The organism is Clostridium sp. TW13 (genome assembly GCF_024345225.1).
Taxonomy (GTDB): Bacteria; Bacillota; Clostridia; order Clostridiales; family Clostridiaceae; genus Inconstantimicrobium; species Inconstantimicrobium mannanitabidum.
The window spans coordinates 3,095,248-3,113,674 of record NZ_BROD01000001.1 but is presented as its reverse complement, the minus strand read 5'-3'; the positions used below and the strand labels follow the sequence as shown (position 1 = coordinate 3,113,674).

Below are 18,427 nucleotides of genomic sequence, written 5' to 3'. Positions count from 1 at the left end.
TAAACAATCGTGGCTTTTTTAATGCATAAAAACTCTTTAACATGCAATTAACTTATCATGATGCTGAATTGGAAACAATAGTTACAAATGCTATAATTATAAAGTGTAGTGATAAGTTATGAGGTGAATAGTGTGAAGAAAATAGCCATTGTGGAAGATGATATGAAACTTAGAAAATATATTGTGAAATATTTAAAAGGATATAATTATGAAGTTTTTGTAATAGATGATTTTGAAAATGTGGAAGAGGAGGTACTTGCTTTAAATCCAGATTTAATTTTACTAGATATAAATTTACCAACCTTTGATGGGTTTTATTTTCTAAAGGTTATAAAAAGAAAAAGTGATATTCCTATAATTATAGTATCGGCTAGAAGCGAAGAAGGAGAACAAATAAGGGGCATAGAAATGGGAGCAGATGATTATGTAACAAAACCATTTAGTATGGGAATACTTTTAGCAAAGATAACTGCAGTTTTAAGAAGAACGACTACAAAAAGTATCGATGTTATAAAAGTATGTGACATGGCACTTATATGTGAAGGAATGCAGCTTAAAGTTAGAGATACAATAATTGATTTATCTAAAAATGAGTATAAGCTTATGAAGATATTTATGAATAATTATAATAAGATTGTTTCAAGAGATACATTATTAGAAGAACTTTGGGAAGAAGACGTTTTTGTAGATGATAATACGCTGACTGTTAACATAACAAGACTTAAGAAAAAGTTAAAAGATATAAATTTAGGATGCGAAATTGTAACTAAAAGGGGGAGCGGTTATGTGCTTAAGTAAATCTATAAAAGCAACTTTAATAAAAGAAAAAGCAGCAATAATAATATATTTAATGAATACAACATTTATAATGATGTTGTATTATTTGCTATATGGAGGTAAATTGCAGTTATACCCTTTAGCATTAACGGTATTTTTTCTCCTTTTATACTTAGTTTATAAATTTATAGTTTATAAAAAGCTCTATGGAATTTTAGAAGAAGGAAAGGCAAGTCCTCAATATAAGATAGAAGATGATTATGTATATAAGGATTTAGTGGATTATTTAGCACAAGTTCATAAATCATATATATTACAATTATATAATATGGATTTAAAGCTAGAAGAAAAGGATAGTTTAATGAGCCAATTAATACATAATATGAAAACATCCGTGGCAGTTATAGAACTAGCAGCAGAAGAAGGCTTAGAAAAGAATGATGATAATCAGGAAATATTTAAAGATATTATAGAAGAAAAGTATAGATTAGAAGACAATTTAGAGGGTGCTTTAAATGTATTTAGGGTTGAGAAGTTTTCGAAGGATTATATACCAGAGAAAGTTAACTTAAAGGAATTGGTGACTAAAGCGATTAAGTGTAAAAAAAGAGATTTTATTTATTCTAAAGTTTCCCCTAGGGTAGATATAGATGAAGGAATATATGTTTATACAGATAAGAAGTGGGGGAGTTATGTAATTGAGCAAGTAATAAGCAATTCAATAAAGTATTCTAATAAAAAAGATTCTAAGGTTAGTTTAAATGCAATTAAAGATGAAAATAGGGTTATATTGGAAATTGAAGATCAAGGTATTGGAATTAAAAAGCAATATATAAACAGAGTATTTGACTTGTTTTTTACGGGGAGTAATGGAAGGGATAACAGGGAATCAACTGGTATAGGGTTGTATATGTGCAAATTAGTATGCAAAAAATTAAATAATGAAATAAGTGTACAATCAGAGGAAGGAAAAGGAACTAAAGTTAGCATTTCATATATAAATGCAGAAGATTAAAACCTTACACTGGTGCAAGGTTTTGGTAAGAATAATCGATTAGAGAATTTATTTCAAGGTCATATAATTTAATTACTAAAGAAAATTGGTATATGAGGAGAATGAAAAATGAAAATCTTAGAGTGTGAAAAACTAACTAAAGTATATGATGCATTTAAAGGGGCACAACCAGTAAGGGCATTGGACAATGTAAGCTTTACGGTTCAAGAGGGAGAATTTATTGGCATTATGGGGCCAAGTGGAAGTGGCAAAACTACATTGTTAAATATTTTATCAGGGTTAGATAATGGAACTTCAGGCAATATATTTATCAATAATAAAAATATTTTGAAGCTAAAAAAAGATGATCTAGCCTTGTTTAGGAGAAGAAATCTTGGTTTTATATTTCAAGATTTTAATCTTTTAGATAGCTTAACAATAAGAGAAAATATTGGATTTCCTCTTACTGTTGATAAAATATCCCCAAGGCTTATAGATGATAAAGTAGATGATTTGGTGGATTTCTTAGAATTAAATGATATAGAAAATAGCTATCCTTATATTGTGTCAGGAGGTCAAAAACAAAGAACTGCAGTAGCTAGAGCCTTAGTTGGTGAACCAAAGATTATTTTTGCAGATGAACCAACAGGAAATTTAGATTCTAAGTCATCGAAAAATATTATGACTGTATTTACTAAGATAAATAAGGAAAGAAAAGCTACTATATTAATGGTAACGCATGATCCATTTGCTGCTTCATTTTGTAAGAAGATTATTTTTATAAAAGATGGACAAATTGAATTTGAGATTAACTCTAGTGGAAATAGAAAGGAGTTCTTTGACAAGATAATTGATTCTCAAACAGCAATTGGAGGTAAATACTAATGAAATTTAATGAACTTATATTAAAAAATATTAAATATAATATTAGAAATTATATTGCATACCTTTTGGGGACAAGTGCTGTATTAAGTATATTATTTATGTTTTTTAATTTCATTTATAGTGATACATTTTTAGAGAAATCCAAAGAAATATTCATAAAAGGATATGAAAAAAATATAATTATAGGGATTATGACTTTGTTTCTTATGGCGTTTATAATCTATATAACAGTAACTTTCACAAAAACTAGGGGAAAAGAATTAGGAGTATATTATACTATTGGATTGACCTCAAAGGAAATATTAAGAATACTTTTTTATGAAAACATTGTTATATCAGGTATCTCAATAAGCATAGGACTTATTGTAGGAATTTTATTTTCTAGGTTATTTAATATGGCATTCTTAAAGGTAATGGATATAGATAATGTAAATATTGGAGTTAATATTGTAGGACTTTTAAGTGTAGTACTAGTAGGGTTACTCATATTTTTAATTAACCATTTATACCAGAAAATTTTATTAAGAAGAAATTCAATAGTTGAATTAATAAAATTTTCATCAAAAAAAGAAGTAGCGAGAAAAGGTGTTTTTGTAAAAGGTATAGTATCTGCGATTGCCTTTGTAGTTTCATATAACAAAATTATTGAATGTATAGGTGGAGCAAGTAATATTACCAAGTATACTGTGGTATTTGCCATTGTGGCAATAGCATCATTGTATTTTTTAATAGGCTTTTTTATGGCGTTGGTGGAAGTTATATTAAAAAAGTTCAAGAAAATATATAACAATAATATAGTAACAATAAGAACCTTATCAAGTAAGTTTCTATCATATAGATCTACCATTTTTATATCAATAATAATGACAGCTGCAGGAATGTTTTTCATAATACAAGGAGTTTCATTTTATAAATTAGGAGGAATGTATATTGATAGGGATTATAAAAGTGATTTAAGTATTATTGTTAATAAAAAGCAATTAGATGGAAATGATTTTAAAAGTATAATAGAAAAATATGCAGGAAAAATCAAAGCATATAATGAACTTGAAAATATAGAAGAGCAATATATAGAAAAAAATCCTGAAGCAGGCTATAACATACGTGCGTTAAGAATAATTAGTAACGAGACCTATAATAAGACTACTAAATTGACAAAAGAATTAAAAGAAAATGAAGTAATAGCACCTATTGAAGAAGGAAGAAATATTAATGGAGACCTAACTTTAAAATTAATTACAAAAGGTAAAGCAATAAATACAAACTATTTCATTGATTTTATTAGTAATTTAGATAAGTATAAGAAAGAGAATAATAATAAGTATTTAGAATTTAATCAAAAAAATATAGCACATGAGAAAATGAAATTAAGCAATGAGATTTATGATTGTATCTCAGATATGAGGCCAGGTTTTCTAGTACTTAATAATAAAGTATATAATGAAATTAAAAGTAATCTTGACCCAGAAAATGTATACTATGATATATTGGTAGACTTAGAAAGTGATCATGATTATAAGAGGATAAATCAAGAGTTAAAAGAAGAACTAAAAAAAATAGGTGGAGAAGAGCTTGCAGAAACATTAAATATAAAAAGTAATTCACGACATATTGAGATGTCTAAAAGTAGTTTTATATTCTTTACGTTTTTCTTTTTAGGAGTAATTTTCTTAACTGGTAGTGGAGCAATACTATACTTTAAAATATTCACATCTTTGGATGAAGATAAGCAAAGAAAGAATAGTTTTAATAGAATAGGCTTGACGACCACAGAAATAAGGAAGATAATATCCAAAGAAATACGCATCATATTTTTAGTTCCTTCTATTATAGCATTAGTTATTACAGCAATAATTTTAATGAAAATGTATAATCAAATGAATGAAGGTAAAGTGCCACAAATTATTATGCTTTATATGTTTATGGGATATAGTATAGTGTATTTAAGTATTTATGAAATAAGTAGAAGGGCATATTTAAAGAAGGTATTTAGTTCAAGATAAATAATCATTCCCCCTGACAGAAATTATTGTCAGGGGAATTTTATTTATAAGCAAAGTTAGTTGTTCAAATCAAAGAGTTTTTCTAAAACTTGACTAGCAGTCCGTACATTTGTGTTTGTTTAAGGTGATGGTAAAGGTTGTTTTTTCACCATTATTATTAGTATAGAGCTCCAGTTTTCCATTATGTTTTTCAACTATTTTCTTTGCTATAGCAAGCCCTAGTCCAGTGCCACCATCACTTTTTCTTGCTTCATCACCTCTTACAAAAGGATCAAAAATGATATCTTGTATATGTTTTGGTATGCCGGAGCCGTTATCTCCTATTTCTAGAAGCACTGTAGAGGAGAGTTCTTTTATTTCGATTCTTAGTTTAGTTCCTTCAGTGTTGTATTTTAGAGCATTGCAAAGTAAATTTGAAATAGCTCTATTCATAATATTTTCGTCAAATGCAATAACTATTTCTCTTTCAGGAATACATATTTCTAGTTTATATTTTTTTTCTTCCATCTCATCATAGAATTCTGTTATTATTTCTCTTATAAATTCGCAAAAATCAGATTCTACTAAGAGAGGTTTATAGTCAGTGCTCTCTAGCTTAACAAATTCGAATAAATCATTAATAAGCTCACTTACTCGTCCACATTTAGTATAAATAGTATGGTAATATCTCTGTTTCTTATCTTGGTCTTCAATTAAGCCCTCATCTAGTGCTTTTGAAAAACATTGTATTGTTGATATTGGAGTCCTAATATCATGAGAAAGATCAATAAGGATTCTATTTCTACTCTGCTGAATTCTTTCTTTTTCTTCTTCAGTAGTTTTTAGCTTTTCAGTCATATAGTTAAAGCTATCTCTTATTGCTGCAAATTCTTTTTCAGCCTTGAATTCTAACTTAGTATCATAATTACCATCAGTCATTGTAGTTATTCCTTTAGTCAACTCCATGAGTGGTTTATTAATTTTTTTAGATGTCCATATACTAAATAGTACAATGTTTGTTATAGATAATAATAAAAAGAATACGCATCCTTTTATAAGATTGTTATATATGATACTTCCTGTTTCATAAGGGAATTTTTTTAGATTAAACTGAAGCTTAAACGCATCTGATGGATACTTCACTAGACAGTATAATTCTTTTCCATTATGAGATTTGAATTTCTGCAATGTTCCAAGATATTTAGAGGTGCTGTCCATATTTAGAGTGTTTATCATATCCTGTTCGGAGTACTTATAATAAGCATCTTTTTTAGTTCCTTTTGTAAAAATAACATTCATATTTGCATCAAGTATTTCTACCCATCCTTGTATATCTTCAATGTCTTTAGTATATATGTTTTCATAATCACTTCTTACGATAGAGGCAGAAGTGATTTTGGGAATATTTCCTTTTTCTGCTGAAGTATTTATTTGATATATAATGAAAATGAAGGTTAAAGCTAGTGAGAGTATTATTAATAAAACAAATACAACATATTTTTTTACTAGTGATAGGAATATGCTTTGTGCTTTTCTATTCATCAAAAACTACCTTCTTTTCAAATTTGTATCCAAGACCTTTAATTGTTTTTAAATATACTGGATTTTTAGTGTCTTCTTCAATCTTGCTTCGGATGTTGCTAATGTGTACCATTATAGTGCTGTCATCTTCTACAAAATAGTCATCCCATGCGTTTTCGAATATTTGCTTTTTTGTAAATATTCTTCCTGGTGATTCCATAAGAAGTTTAATTATCCTGTATTCTCTATTGGTTAATTCAATATATTTATCTTTACGCTTAAGAGTATTTTCATCTGTATTTAACTCAAGATTACCAATTTTAATTATAGTGTTGGCTCCATGAGTTTTATCTGGATTTAAATTATAAAATCTTCTTAACTGAGCATGTACTCTTGCAACTATTTCAAGTGGATTAAAAGGCTTTGATACATAATCATCTGCCCCTAATCCAAGCCCAATAATTTTATCATTATCGCAGCCTTTAGCTGAGAGGATTAATACAGGGATATTGCTTTTTTCCCTAATCTTTTTAAGAAGCTTAAGTCCATCTATCTCAGGCATCATGATATCAATTATAGCCATATCAATTCTTTCTTGATTAACGGCATTTAGAGCTTCAAGCCCATTATTAGCTTTTATTACTGATAAACCATCATTTTCAAGAAACATCTCTAGTACTTCTAAGATTTCACTTTCATCATCTGCGATAAGAATTGTATAAGGCATTCTAGTTATCCTCCTGTATTCCAAATGTATAGATTGGATTATTATAATTATTTTACCATAATGTAGGTGGGGATTATAATTTAATTACATTTTTAAAGTTTAGGAACGAAACAGAAGAATTGCACTAATACCACCAATAATCAATATAGAACCACCTATTCGAATAAGGATTAGGTATAATGATGTTGGTTCAGCCTTTGTTTTTACTTTCCATGAATCTGAAATTATCCATACTTTTTTAGGCATGACTAGCATTGCACCTCCGATAATAGTTAATAATATGCAGGCTATTAAATTCATTTTGAAACCTCCCTTAATTAATTTATACTAATATCATATAAGATTACATTTAACATAAACTTAAGCCAACCTAAAGATAACCTAAAGAAATATTACTAAGTTGAGAAATTTCAATTTATAGGAGATAATTAGTAAAAAGAGCATAAAAGAAAAAAATACTTTAGGAATTTGGAGTAGAGGGAAATTTATGATTAACTGGTTTAAGAAAAAGAACAATGTAATTAATAATGAAATGAAATTGGACAAAAAAAGAAAAGAGTACATATTAGATTTACTTGATAAAGCAAGGAAGGCTGATCCTAATTTTAAACAGTTTGGTGCTCAAAGCCATAAGTATAAGTTAAAGCCTACAATTTCAGAGAAAGAAGTCTCAGAGGCAGAGAAAAAGTATAATTTTAGATTGCCAGAAGACTATTTTTGGTTTATTACCAATGTAGGTAATGGAGGGGCAGGTCCCTATTATGGATTAAAACCATTTAAAGTAGATAATATTGAATATCTTGCTTCTTTAGGTAAGGAGACTCTTTTATCACCAATGAAATCACAAGAAGAATATGATAATTTTATTGAAAAATATGAGGAATGTGATGATGATGAATATGATGAGCTTGAGAGTGAATTATGGCAAGGATTATTATACTTAGGAACTCAAGGATGTACATTAAATATGAATATTATTTTATCAGGTGAGAATAAAGGAAAGATTATGTATGGTGATTATGATAGACACAGGCCTGTCTTTGCATATGGAAATTCATTTATAGAGTGGTATGAATGTTGGCTAATAGAAACTGCAAAAGGTTATGATATGACATGGTATGGTGGAAAAATGCCTGGAGATGAGAAAGAATTAATTAACAAGTATCTAACGTGTAAGGATGATATAAAACTAAAAATTCAGATTTTATTTTCCATGATGAAATTTGAGAAGGTATCATCAGAAACTTTAAATATTCTATATGAGCATTATTGTACCACAACGAATGAAGATGAGAGATTGGAGTTGTTTAAGAGATTAGTAAGGTTTAATCATCCTAAAATTAATCAAATTATAATAGATGGCTTTGATTCAGATGAGCCAGATAAATATGTAGATTATATTGTGATGTATCAGCAAAATAATTTTAATTTTTGGTATAAAATCTTATTAGATAATATAGAAAAATTTTCGTATAAATGTGTAGACAGCATATTTTGGAGAGTATTTCAACAGTGTAGTAATGTTGATGTAAATGACTTTTTAAAATTACTAAAAAGTAATGATGTTAATATGAGAGCAGTAACTTTAGGAAACTTGTTCCGTTTTTGTAATACCAATGATTATATAGAAGAAATATTACCAATGTTTAATGATGAAAAAATAGTTGTTAATAAGGCCATTTATATGACTCATGATAGTGATGATAAAAGACTTATACCAATTTATGAAAAGATATTGAAAGAATATAAGTTGGAGAACGATAAAGAGGATAACTTTGCAATAAATTATATGGAAAAGTTTTTAGAAAGAATGAAGTTGAAAGCTTAATGCTATAAATAGTGGATTTCAAATAAAAAATAAATATTATATGTTTAGAAAATCAATTATATTAAACTAGAAGCCACGACAGAAAATCGTGGCTTTTTTAATGCGGAAACTTTTTAATACATTATTACAACAATATGGTAAAATGTAATTATATTTTTAAAGCAAATATGAGTAATAAGATAGAATTTTAAAAATAATATTAGATTTGGTGAAAAAATATTAGGTTAGGATGATTTGTATGACTTATAGAAGAAAAGTAAGAAAATTTATTATAATTATCGTATTGTTAACTGGAATTACTACATTTTTGGTGCATAATATTGTGCTGAATATTTTAAGCCCATCCTTAGTTTATTTTTCAACTGCTTTATACATTTATAGTTTAAGGAATGAGATAGCAGAAGATATTGCTAAAAGGTATGGTAATGATTCAAATAAATTAAGATTAAATTATATTGTTATAAATGCTAGCTTAATAGTAGGAATTTCTTTGGTGATTATTTCATTAATAGTTGCGTTGCAATATCTAATGTTACATTAAGAAGAAGGTATAGACTAGATGATTTGAATTATTGATTATTCTTGAAATTAATAAAGGAGAAAATGGTGAAAAATAAAAATAAACTTTATCAAATTATAATATCATTATGAATATTATTTTTATTTAAATAATTATTACCCCAATCGCACATTGCATCTATTATAGGAGTTAAGGTTTTTCCAAACTCTGAGAGAGAGTACTCAGTTTTAGGTGGAACTACGGGATAAATAGTTCTTATAATTAACTCATCACTTTCTAGTTCTCGTAATTGTTGAGTAAGCATTTTGGGAGTGGCTTGGGGGATTAGCTTCTGTAACTCACTAAATCGAAGAGTTTGATTTATTAAGTGAAATAAAATGATTGCTTTATATTTTCCGCCAATTAGGCTTAGGGTAGCTTCCACGGGGCAGTTGAATTTTTTTGAGTTATTCATTATTTACCTCACTTTCTTTTTTCATAATATACAACTAAAGAATATATAACTAATCGAAAAAAATCGCTATCACGATGGTAACAAAAATTAACTTAATAAGCAAGTATAACCTAAAAATATCACTTACTTTTTAGTAAGTATGTTACAAAAAAGTGCTTTCTTGATTAAAGGAAAATTATTGTTACAATAATATCATAAATGAATTTGATACTAAAAAGTAATAAAGATTATGTGGGGAGGAATAAAATAATGAAAAAAAATATCGGATCAGTTTTAGGTCTTTATCCAACACCTTCAACAATAGTAGGAACAGTAGTTGAAGGTAAAGTTAATTGGAGTACTATTGCTCATGTGGGAATTGTAGGCGTGGATTTTATAATGCTTAGTATAGGAAAAGAACGTTACACCAGTATAGGGATAAAAGAAAATAAAGCAGTTTCCGTTAATTTAGTAAGTGAAGATATGGTGGTGGAAGCTGATTATGTAGGACTTGTGTCTGGTAGCAAAGTTGATAAATCACAAGTGTTTAAATACTACATGGGAGAATTAAATGTTCCAATAATTGATAAGTCACCACTTGTAATGGAATGTGAATTAGTAGATATTTATGATAGCAAAGATTATGATAATTTCATCTTAAAAGTTGTTCATACTCACGTGGAAGAAGATAGATTAAATGAAAATGGAAACATAGATTATGAAAAGGTAAGACCAGTATTGTTTGAACTTCCAACAGCATCATATTTAAAAACAGGTGATTTAGTTGCAAAGTGTTGGAATATTGGAAAAGAGTATAAGATATCAGAATAGAAGTAACTATATACTTGGGAAGAAGTAGTTTACTCAGTTAGATAAGAAAATGGTAAAGTTATTTATGGGTACTTAAAAACTTCTGCTAATTTGAAAAAAACTTGAGCATGATTGCATAATTCCTCATATCCATTATTTTGAAGACACCATTTAATTGAAGTCATAACATGTGATGCGTATAGCACTGAAAAATAGTCTAAAATTTTAGGGGAATGCTGAGTTTTGGTGTTATGTTGTTCATAAAAGCTTCTTTTTAGTAAATCAGCCATATCATCATATAAATGAATGGTATCTGTATGGATATTAAAGAGAGCCAAAATTTCTTCTCGTTTGGCAGATAGTATCTGGTACAATGGTTTTATTGTAATAAGAGCATCTTCTAAAGTGGCACAGCAAAATCGATTTCTCACACCAGCCTTTAGTAAATCTAATACTTCATTACAAAGCGTTTCAGCCAGTTGATATTTATCTTCATAATGTTTATAAAAGGTAGAACGGTTAATTAAAGCTGTGTCTAATATATCTTGCACAGTGATTTTATAAAAGTCCTTTTGTTTTAGTAAGAAAATAAAAGACTCCTCAATATTTTTTCTGGTTTTTATAACACGTAAGTCATTTTGATTCACTTAAAATCCCCCCTAACTTACCTCTATTTTAAAACACTTTATATAGATAAACAACATTATGTATGTTTTTTGTTGCTTAATTATATAAACATTGAAAATCTGATGATTGAAACATTAAAGCAGAAGATTAAAATGGAGAATGTAAGGAGGGATGATATATGAATGAATTAAAATGGTTTGTGTGGATGTTTCCATTGCTATTTATTGTACATGATATGGAAGAGATTGTTATGGCAAAGTGCTGGTGCAAAAAGGGGTTTAAACAACATATACGTTTGCCTATAACACCTTTTGGATGCACAAAAAATACAGCTGGATTTGCTATAGGGGTGTATGAAGAGCTGATTTTATGGATTTTTGCCACTATGCTTGGCAATATAACTGGATTTTATGGGTTATGGTATGGCTTACTAGTAGCTAATATTGTACATCTGATTTTATTCCATATAATATTGTTACCATTATCTTATCGACACTATGTTCCTGGGGAGATAACAGGATGGCTAACTGTTATTCCATGTTGCTATATTTTAAAACTTGCCCAGAACATTCTTGGTTATTCTGTTGCTGAAATTGCCATTTGGATAACAGTTGGAATTTTATTTGCTTTTATTAACATGAAGATATTGCACAAGAACATTAATAATCTTGCTAAATTAGTTGAATGATTATGTTGCTTAAAGATAAAAATTATAATCTTAATATAATTAAAAGCCCTTGAAATCAAATCAAGGGCTTTTACTATTTTTAGAAAAATGGTCCTATAAAAGGCTGATAATATAAAAATATGGAAGTTTATCAATAAAGTTCATTAGACATACAAAGTTTAATTATTTCAACAATATAGTAGCTTATAAATTTGCAAGTCTTTTATATAGAATTCTTGCTCTTTAGCTTCATATAGCTTGAAGGAGTAATTCCAGAAATCTTTTTGAAAAGTTTACTGAAATAATAAGGGTCATCAATTCCAACCAAGTAGCCAACCTCAGAAATCTTTAGAGGAGTGGCATCAAGCAAGTCCTTTGCACGGTTTACCCTAATAATGTTAAGATAATTCATTATGCTATATCCAGTCATTCTTTGAAAAACTCTATTTAGATAATCATAGTTAGATTCAAAGTTTTGCTCAATATCAGCACTAGTTATTTTATTTTGATAGTTAGAATTTATGTAGTGTTGTATATTTCTGCATTTTACAAAGGCTTTTGAAAATTGAGGTTGAGAGCTTTCTATCTTAGTAGAGGTATAGTCTCTGCTTATTTTTATTAACATTTCTAAAAGTTTCAAAGAAGCTATTCTTTTGTAGCCTTCGTATTTATGGTAGTAATCGCTATCAGCATTTACTAGCAAAGACATCAATTCATTTTCATCTTCATAGTGATAGTATTTTGGTAAATAAAATTCAGGCGTCGTATCAGAAAGTTCGCTAAGATATTCACTGTGAAGAGCAGCTTTTCTTTTGTCCATTAATTTTTGAACTATTTCTTCGTAAGAGCTGATATTTAAAGGAGAAATTTTAGGATGTTTAAAGTGAATGTAATAATAATGGCAAGAAGCTTCCTTATATCCGTAGTGTTCAATATTGGGTTCTAACAGCAAAACATCTCCTTTAATAAGATGGTATTCTACATTCTTTTCTTTAATATAGAGTTCTCCAGTTTTAACTATATATAAAATGTATTCGTTAATAGTTCTATTGAAATGTTTCCAAGGCTTTACATAATCTACGTGCCCTATTAGCCTTACTGATGGAACAATGCTTGTATATATTGATAATAAATTCATGTTGAACCTCCGCTAATATTAATAGTCGCTATAGTACAAAAAAAGTATAGATTGTACATTTAATAATATTGTATAACAGATTAGAATGAAATCAAAGATATGAAAGATATACAATAAAGCTACATAAAAGGAATTTATATTCTGAAATTGTGGAGAGTAATGTCTTTATGACCAATTAGAAAACGTTTAACAAGTTATATTGATAATAAGTGCTAAAAGCACTTTTATATAAAAAACAAGCTATGGGGGGAATAGGGAATGAAAAATAAAAAAGTAATTTCATTAATTTTGACAGGAATTATGGCTTCTGCACTGTTCGTAGGCTGTGGCAATAATTCTGCAGATACGAATGGACAAGGATCTGCTAAAACTGTTGCAGATTTAACAAAGCTTAAAGGACAAATTGAAATGTGGAGTACTTTTACAGATGCAGAGAATAAAGTTTTAAAAGAAAAAATAGTTCCTGCATTTAATAAGACATATCCAGACATTAAAGTGAAAATTACACCAATGCCTAGTGGAGATGATTATAAAAAGCAGATTCTTCAAGGAGCTATGAGTGGGACTGTGCCAGATCTTGCAAGAACTGATATCGTGGATGTGGCTCAATATGCAGAGCAAGATTACTTAGAGCCTTTAGATAGCATGCCAGGTTTTGATGATTTAAAAAAGGAAATCTATGAGGGGCCAATGAGCACTAATTACTATAACAGTCATTATTATGGGTTACCACTTGATGCAAATACAAAGATAGCGATCTTTAATAAGTCAATGTTAGAAAAAGCAGGCTTTAAGGAAGCTCCTAAGACTATGGATGAATTAGTACAATATGCTGCTAAAGCAAAAGAAAACAAGGTAGCAGGAATTGGTATAGCAGGTTTAGAGTCTTGGGCAATAGGTCCATATTTCTTGTCCCTAGGTGGCAAGTTTACAGATGATAAGAACACAAAGGCATCTGGATATTTGAACAGTGATGCTAGTGTAAAAGCTCTTGAAAAGATAGTGGAATGGAATAATAACGGCTATGTAGCAAAGAGTTTACTTGGTGGAGAAGGTACTTGGGAAGGATATAATGCAGGTCACTATGGAATGATTGATGATGGTCCATGGTGGTACCCAACAAATAAAAATCAAAAAAATGTTAAGGATAACGTAGTGTTTGCTCCAATTCCTAAGGGAGATGGAGGAAGTATATCACTAGTAGGTGGAGAAGATACAGTAATATTTAAAGCTTCTAAGAATAAAGAGCAAGCTTATGCTTTTGCAAGATTCTTGGCTTCTGATGATGCTCAAACCATATTTGCAACAGAGTTAGGTATGATGCCTGTTAATACTAATACTTCTAAGAAATCCGTGGTTACTGATAATCCAATACTAAAAATATACATGGAACAGCTTAAATCAACTTGGGCTAGAACTCCAAGTCCAAAGTGGGGAGATATCTCAAATGCTATTAAAGAGGACTTTGAGCTAGCAGTAAGAAAGAAAAAGAGTCCAAAAGATGCTTTAGATGATGCTGCAAAGAAAGTGGATTCTTTACTTCAAGCAAAGAAATAAATTTTAAAAGTATAAATTGAGGATTGAAGAACATTCAATCCTCAATAGTGAAAAAGGAGAGTGAAGCATTTGGAAAATAGCACAGTTACTGTTTCACAGCAAAAAGATAAAAAAGTTAAATTTGATAGAAAGCGAAGAGAGGCACTGGAGGGATGGGCATTTATAGGAGTTGGCTTTTTACTATTCTTAATTTTTATAGCATATCCATTACTTAAAAATATCATGATGGCATTTATGAACTATAGTGTTAACCCTAATAAACCAAGTACATTTATAGGACTTGCAAACTTTAAGAAGGCATTTTTCCCAGGAGGCGCTATAGATGAGAGTTCAAAGTTTTATTTATCACTAAGAAATACATTGCTTGCAGTAATAGTTACTGTACCTATCCAATGGTTTTTAGGAATGATTGTGGCAATATTAATAGAGTCTCTTTCAAGAGGAAAAGTATTTTATAGATTTTTGTTATATGTCCCTGTTATATCAGATTGGATAGTAGTTGCTATATTATTTAAATATATTTTCCAAGATACTCAGGGAGCTTTGGTAAACTCAATACTTTTGAAGCTGCATCTTATAAGTCAACCTGTTTCTTGGCTTCAAAATGAGTGGACAGGAAACATAGTAATATGGGCGTTATGTATATGGAAGGGCATTGGCTGGGTAATGATAATGTACACTGCTGCAATTCAAGATTTGCCTAAAGATATTTATGAAGCAGCTGATGTAGATGGAGCAACAAAAGCTCAACAAATGTGGAAGATAACCTTGCCACTTCTTGCATCTAGAACTTATTTTATAATAATTAATTTGATAATAGGTGCTTTTAATATTATGCTTCAGGTAATGTTGGTTACTGCAGGTGGACCACTTGGAAAGACTGATGTTCTTTTAGATTATATGTACAATAAAGCTTTCTCAAGTTTTGATTTTGGGTATGCAGCAGCACTTAGTTTAATAATGTCTGTAATCCTAATAATCATTTCCACAGTACAGAGAAAATTAACCAAAGATGCAGAAATTCAGTTTTAAGGGAGGAGAGAAATATGGTTAAAAATAAAGCTGGACAAGTAATATTACATCTAGTGCTTTTAGTAATGGTGGTGATTGCACTATTACCATTCTTAAACATGATAAGTACCTCCTTAATGCCAGATACTTATGTTTTGCCTTCTAAGCCACAAATAATTCCTAAGCAATTCTATCTAGGAAACTATATAACTGCATGGAAGGGTGAAAATTTTTCAATATATTTTTTCAACAGCGTATTTGTAACTGTTGCTGCCACAGTATTAACTATTTTTGTATCATCACTATCTGGTTATGGATTTGCAAGGCTTAATTTTCCTGGTAAGAAGATAATTTTTAACATTTATATATTCTCACTTATGATGCCAGCAGTTCTTGCATTAATATCACAATTTACAATATTACAAGGATTACATTTAGTTGATACGTATACAGGTTTACTGCTTTTATATGTTAGTGGGGGAATAGCGGGGAATACCTTCTTCTTAAAAGGTTTCTTTGAAACCATTCCAAGAGAATTAGAGGAATCAGTAATAATGGATGGAGGCAACAAGTGGAGTATATATAGAAATATAATATTACCACTGTCAAAACCAGCACTTGCCACTATGGCGATAGGTACATTTTCAGGAACTTGGATGGAAGTGTTTACAGCATTAACAGTAATAAAAACTCAATCAAAACGAACACTTCCTATAGCAATAAAACTGCTTCAAAATGGAAAAGCCACTCAATGGGGTGTGATATTTGCCGCAGCTATATTAGTTTTAATACCTATAATAGTTATATTTATAGTGTTTAATAAACAGTTTATAAAATCTGGTGGAAGTGAAGGAGCTGTAAAAGGTTAGAGACTTGTACCACTTCATTAAAAATACTTATGTGATTGCTATTTTACAGGCAAAGGCTTAGGAATATAGATTTCATAATGAAGTGGTTAAATTTAAGCATCTACTAATTTAGTGAAAATTGTTGTTAAAATTCAAATGAGGCATCTGAAAATAAGTAACAAGTCCCAATCCGTGGCATATGGAATTACTTATTATTTTAGGATGCTTGAGCTTGAAGTAATACAACTTATGAAGGAGGGGGATTACTTTGAAGAAAAAGTTTATTGCAGCTGCATTGGTGATACTTTGTATTGCAGGTGGATGCATAGTTTACAAGCTAAAAACCTTTAGTGTAGAAGATAGTACTAAGGTTTCAAAAGGTGGAAAGCTTATAAGTGATGTTTATACTGATAAAGCTAGGTACAATCCAAAAGATAGTGTCAATGTTAAGGTTGAACTGGATAATAAGCTTGATAAAGGATATAAAGGTTCAGTGGAGATATATTTTAAACACTTAAATAATACAGTGGAAAAGAAAAAATTAGAGGTTTCTTTAAATAGCAAAGAAAAAAAGACCTTGGATATTTCTTGGAACGCTCCTTCAGAGGACTATAAGGGCTATCTTGTAGAGGTATATGCAACTCATGGGATTACTGTAGATGATAATAGAAATACTGCTGTAGATGTTTCATCAACTTGGGATAAGTTTCCTAGGTATGGCTATATAGCTGAGTATCCTGATCAAAGTAAGGATAAGTCTGAAAGCATAATAAATAATATAAATAAATTTCATATAGATGGCTTACAATTTTATGATTGGCAGAACAAACATCAAAAGCCACTTCCAGGAGATGAGTCCAATTTGACAAAGTCTTGGAAGGATATAGCCAACAGAGATATATATTTTGAAACCGTAAAGGATTATATCAATTTGGCTCATAGTAAGAACATTAAAGCTGGAAATTACAATCTGATTTATGGAGCATATACAGATTATCAGAAGGATGGAGTAAAACCAGAATGGGGAATATATAAGGATAGTTTCCATAGAGAGCAGGATGGCTATCCACTTCCAGATGGATGGGCTTCTTCTATTTCTATATTTAATCCAGCAAATAAAGATTGGCAGAACTATATATATAGTAAGGAAAAAGAGGCTTTCAAAGTATTAAACTTTGACATATATCACATGGATACCTTAGGAAATAGGGGGATTACCTTTGATTATAATGGAGAGTCTGTTGATCTTCCCAATACTTATGCTGATTTTATTAACAATGCAAAGAGTACTTTAGGAGTTGGAGTAGTTTTTAATACAGTTAATAGATATGGCTTGGAGCAGGTTGCAAAGTCAAATGTAGATTTTCTTTATTCTGAACTTTGGCCTACAGACTATCCTAATTATTATAATTTTAAAGAAACTGTTGATAAAGGCTATGAATTAACTTCTGGAAAGAAAAGTACAGTTATAGCTGCATATATGAATTATGGTTCAGCAGGAATGCCAGGAGTATTTAATGAGAATAGCGTTAGGTTAACTGATGCTGCTATATTTGCTGCTGGTGGTGCACATATAGAATTAGGTGATACAGGTATGCTTGGAAGGGAGTATTTCCCTAATAAAAATTTGAAAATGCCAGACTCATTGGTAGCTGCAATGAGAAATTATTATGATTTTTTAGTTGCTTATGAAAACTTGTTAAGAGATGACTTAAAGGATAGCAAAAATCCTGTGAGTCTTACTGGTATTAATACAAGTAGTGATGGACAAGCAGATACTGTTTGGACTTATGCAAAAGAAAAAAAGGGATATGAGGTTGTACAGCTTATAAATCTTTTAGGAATGAAGAATGAAGCATGGAGAGATGATGGAGCAAATTACGATGCGCCTTCATCAAAGAAAGACTTAAAGCTTAACTATACAATTAAAGAAGGTAAAGTAAAAGGTGTTTATCTAGCTTCTCCAGATATTAATGGGGGGAAGCCAATTAAATTAAAATACAAAACTACAAAAGAAGGAGAGAATACTAAGCTCCAAATAGAGGTTCCAGAGCTTCAGTATTGGGACATGGTATATGTTGAAAAAGAATAAAAATAGGAGG

At 29.7% G+C, this 18,427-nt stretch carries 18 protein-coding genes; 12 read left to right on the top strand and 6 right to left on the bottom strand.

Going from position 1 to position 18,427, the window contains the following annotated elements; all coding sequences use genetic code 11:
- Window positions 1-132: 132 nt before the first annotated feature.
- The 4 genes from OCU47_RS14680 to OCU47_RS14665 all read left to right on the top strand — a co-directional run bounded on the left by OCU47_RS14680 (window position 133) and on the right by OCU47_RS14665 (window position 4,659).
- The gene (locus OCU47_RS14680) at window positions 133-798 is read left to right on the top strand and encodes a response regulator transcription factor (protein ID WP_261829358.1); all 666 of its coding nucleotides are present in this window, start codon (window positions 133-135) and stop codon (window positions 796-798) included.
- Window positions 785-1,792 (top strand): sensor histidine kinase, encoded by a 1,008-nt coding sequence (locus OCU47_RS14675; RefSeq protein WP_261829357.1) that lies wholly within the window; start codon window positions 785-787, stop codon window positions 1,790-1,792. The genes OCU47_RS14680 and OCU47_RS14675 overlap by 14 nt, the downstream gene beginning before the upstream one ends.
- Before the next feature lie 108 nt (window positions 1,793-1,900).
- Window positions 1,901-2,656 (top strand): ABC transporter ATP-binding protein, encoded by a 756-nt coding sequence (locus OCU47_RS14670; protein WP_261829356.1) that lies wholly within the window; start codon window positions 1,901-1,903, stop codon window positions 2,654-2,656.
- Complete coding sequence (locus tag OCU47_RS14665) at window positions 2,656-4,659, top strand: FtsX-like permease family protein (RefSeq protein ID WP_261829355.1); 2,004 nt, start codon at window positions 2,656-2,658, stop codon at window positions 4,657-4,659. The genes OCU47_RS14670 and OCU47_RS14665 overlap by 1 nt, the downstream gene beginning before the upstream one ends.
- Before the next feature lie 93 nt (window positions 4,660-4,752).
- On the opposite strand, the gene OCU47_RS14660 is transcribed toward OCU47_RS14665, so the two are convergent.
- The 3 genes from OCU47_RS14660 to OCU47_RS14650 all read right to left on the bottom strand — a co-directional run bounded on the left by OCU47_RS14660 (window position 4,753) and on the right by OCU47_RS14650 (window position 7,186).
- On the bottom strand, window positions 4,753-6,180 hold the full coding sequence (locus OCU47_RS14660; protein ID WP_261829354.1) for a sensor histidine kinase: 1,428 nt from the start codon (window positions 6,178-6,180) through the stop codon (window positions 4,753-4,755).
- Window positions 6,173-6,886 carry a response regulator transcription factor gene (locus OCU47_RS14655; RefSeq protein WP_261829353.1) on the bottom strand — a complete coding sequence of 238 codons (714 nt, stop codon included), beginning with the start codon at window positions 6,884-6,886 and terminating at the stop codon, window positions 6,173-6,175. The genes OCU47_RS14660 and OCU47_RS14655 overlap by 8 nt, the downstream gene beginning before the upstream one ends.
- A 99-nt stretch (window positions 6,887-6,985) precedes the next feature.
- Entirely contained in the window at window positions 6,986-7,186 is a 201-nt protein-coding gene (locus OCU47_RS14650) for a DUF6199 family natural product biosynthesis protein (protein ID WP_261829352.1), read from the bottom strand.
- A 187-nt stretch (window positions 7,187-7,373) separates the two neighbouring features.
- Between OCU47_RS14650 and OCU47_RS14645 the strand changes: the two genes are divergently transcribed.
- The gene (locus OCU47_RS14645) at window positions 7,374-8,714 is read left to right on the top strand and encodes an SMI1/KNR4 family protein (protein WP_261829351.1); all 1,341 of its coding nucleotides are present in this window, start codon (window positions 7,374-7,376) and stop codon (window positions 8,712-8,714) included.
- A gap of 238 nt (window positions 8,715-8,952) precedes the next feature.
- Window positions 8,953-9,255 carry a hypothetical protein gene (locus OCU47_RS14640; protein ID WP_261829350.1) on the top strand — a complete coding sequence of 101 codons (303 nt, stop codon included), beginning with the start codon at window positions 8,953-8,955 and terminating at the stop codon, window positions 9,253-9,255.
- Window positions 9,256-9,343: 88 nt separating this feature from the next.
- Here OCU47_RS14640 and OCU47_RS14635 read toward each other — a convergent pair whose 3' ends face one another.
- Window positions 9,344-9,688, bottom strand: a complete 345-nt coding sequence (locus OCU47_RS14635) for a winged helix-turn-helix transcriptional regulator (RefSeq protein WP_261829349.1) — start codon at window positions 9,686-9,688, stop codon at window positions 9,344-9,346.
- A 249-nt stretch (window positions 9,689-9,937) separates the two neighbouring features.
- On the opposite strand from OCU47_RS14635, the gene OCU47_RS14630 reads away from it, so the two are divergent.
- Window positions 9,938-10,498: a flavin reductase family protein gene (locus OCU47_RS14630; RefSeq protein WP_261829348.1), complete on the top strand. Its 561-nt coding sequence runs from the start codon at window positions 9,938-9,940 to the stop codon at window positions 10,496-10,498.
- Between the two features lie 62 nt (window positions 10,499-10,560).
- Here the strand turns inward: OCU47_RS14630 and OCU47_RS14625 are convergent, their stop codons facing one another.
- The gene (locus OCU47_RS14625; protein WP_261829347.1) at window positions 10,561-11,124 is read right to left on the bottom strand and encodes a TetR/AcrR family transcriptional regulator; all 564 of its coding nucleotides are present in this window, start codon (window positions 11,122-11,124) and stop codon (window positions 10,561-10,563) included.
- 158 nt (window positions 11,125-11,282) lie between these two features.
- Here OCU47_RS14625 and OCU47_RS14620 point away from each other — a divergent pair, with 158 nt between their 5' ends.
- On the top strand, window positions 11,283-11,792 hold the full coding sequence (locus OCU47_RS14620; protein ID WP_261829346.1) for an HXXEE domain-containing protein: 510 nt from the start codon (window positions 11,283-11,285) through the stop codon (window positions 11,790-11,792).
- A gap of 202 nt (window positions 11,793-11,994) precedes the next feature.
- Here OCU47_RS14620 and OCU47_RS14615 read toward each other — a convergent pair whose 3' ends face one another.
- Window positions 11,995-12,909 (bottom strand): AraC family transcriptional regulator, encoded by a 915-nt coding sequence (locus tag OCU47_RS14615; RefSeq protein ID WP_261829345.1) that lies wholly within the window; start codon window positions 12,907-12,909, stop codon window positions 11,995-11,997.
- Window positions 12,910-13,167: 258 nt separating this feature from the next.
- Between OCU47_RS14615 and OCU47_RS14610 the strand changes: the two genes are divergently transcribed.
- The 4 genes from OCU47_RS14610 (at window position 13,168) to OCU47_RS14595 (ending at window position 18,417) form a co-directional block, all read left to right on the top strand.
- On the top strand, window positions 13,168-14,466 hold the full coding sequence (locus tag OCU47_RS14610) for an extracellular solute-binding protein (protein ID WP_261829344.1): 1,299 nt from the start codon (window positions 13,168-13,170) through the stop codon (window positions 14,464-14,466).
- Between the two features lie 69 nt (window positions 14,467-14,535).
- A complete protein-coding gene (locus OCU47_RS14605) occupies window positions 14,536-15,498 on the top strand; it encodes a carbohydrate ABC transporter permease (RefSeq protein WP_261829343.1) in 963 nt (320 codons plus the stop codon).
- A 14-nt stretch (window positions 15,499-15,512) separates the two neighbouring features.
- Window positions 15,513-16,346, top strand: coding sequence for a carbohydrate ABC transporter permease (locus tag OCU47_RS14600; protein WP_261829342.1), 834 nt, complete (start codon window positions 15,513-15,515; stop codon window positions 16,344-16,346).
- Window positions 16,347-16,593: 247 nt separating this feature from the next.
- Complete coding sequence (locus tag OCU47_RS14595) at window positions 16,594-18,417, top strand: glycoside hydrolase family 66 protein (protein ID WP_261829341.1); 1,824 nt, start codon at window positions 16,594-16,596, stop codon at window positions 18,415-18,417.
- The last annotated feature ends 10 nt before the right edge of the window (window positions 18,418-18,427 follow it).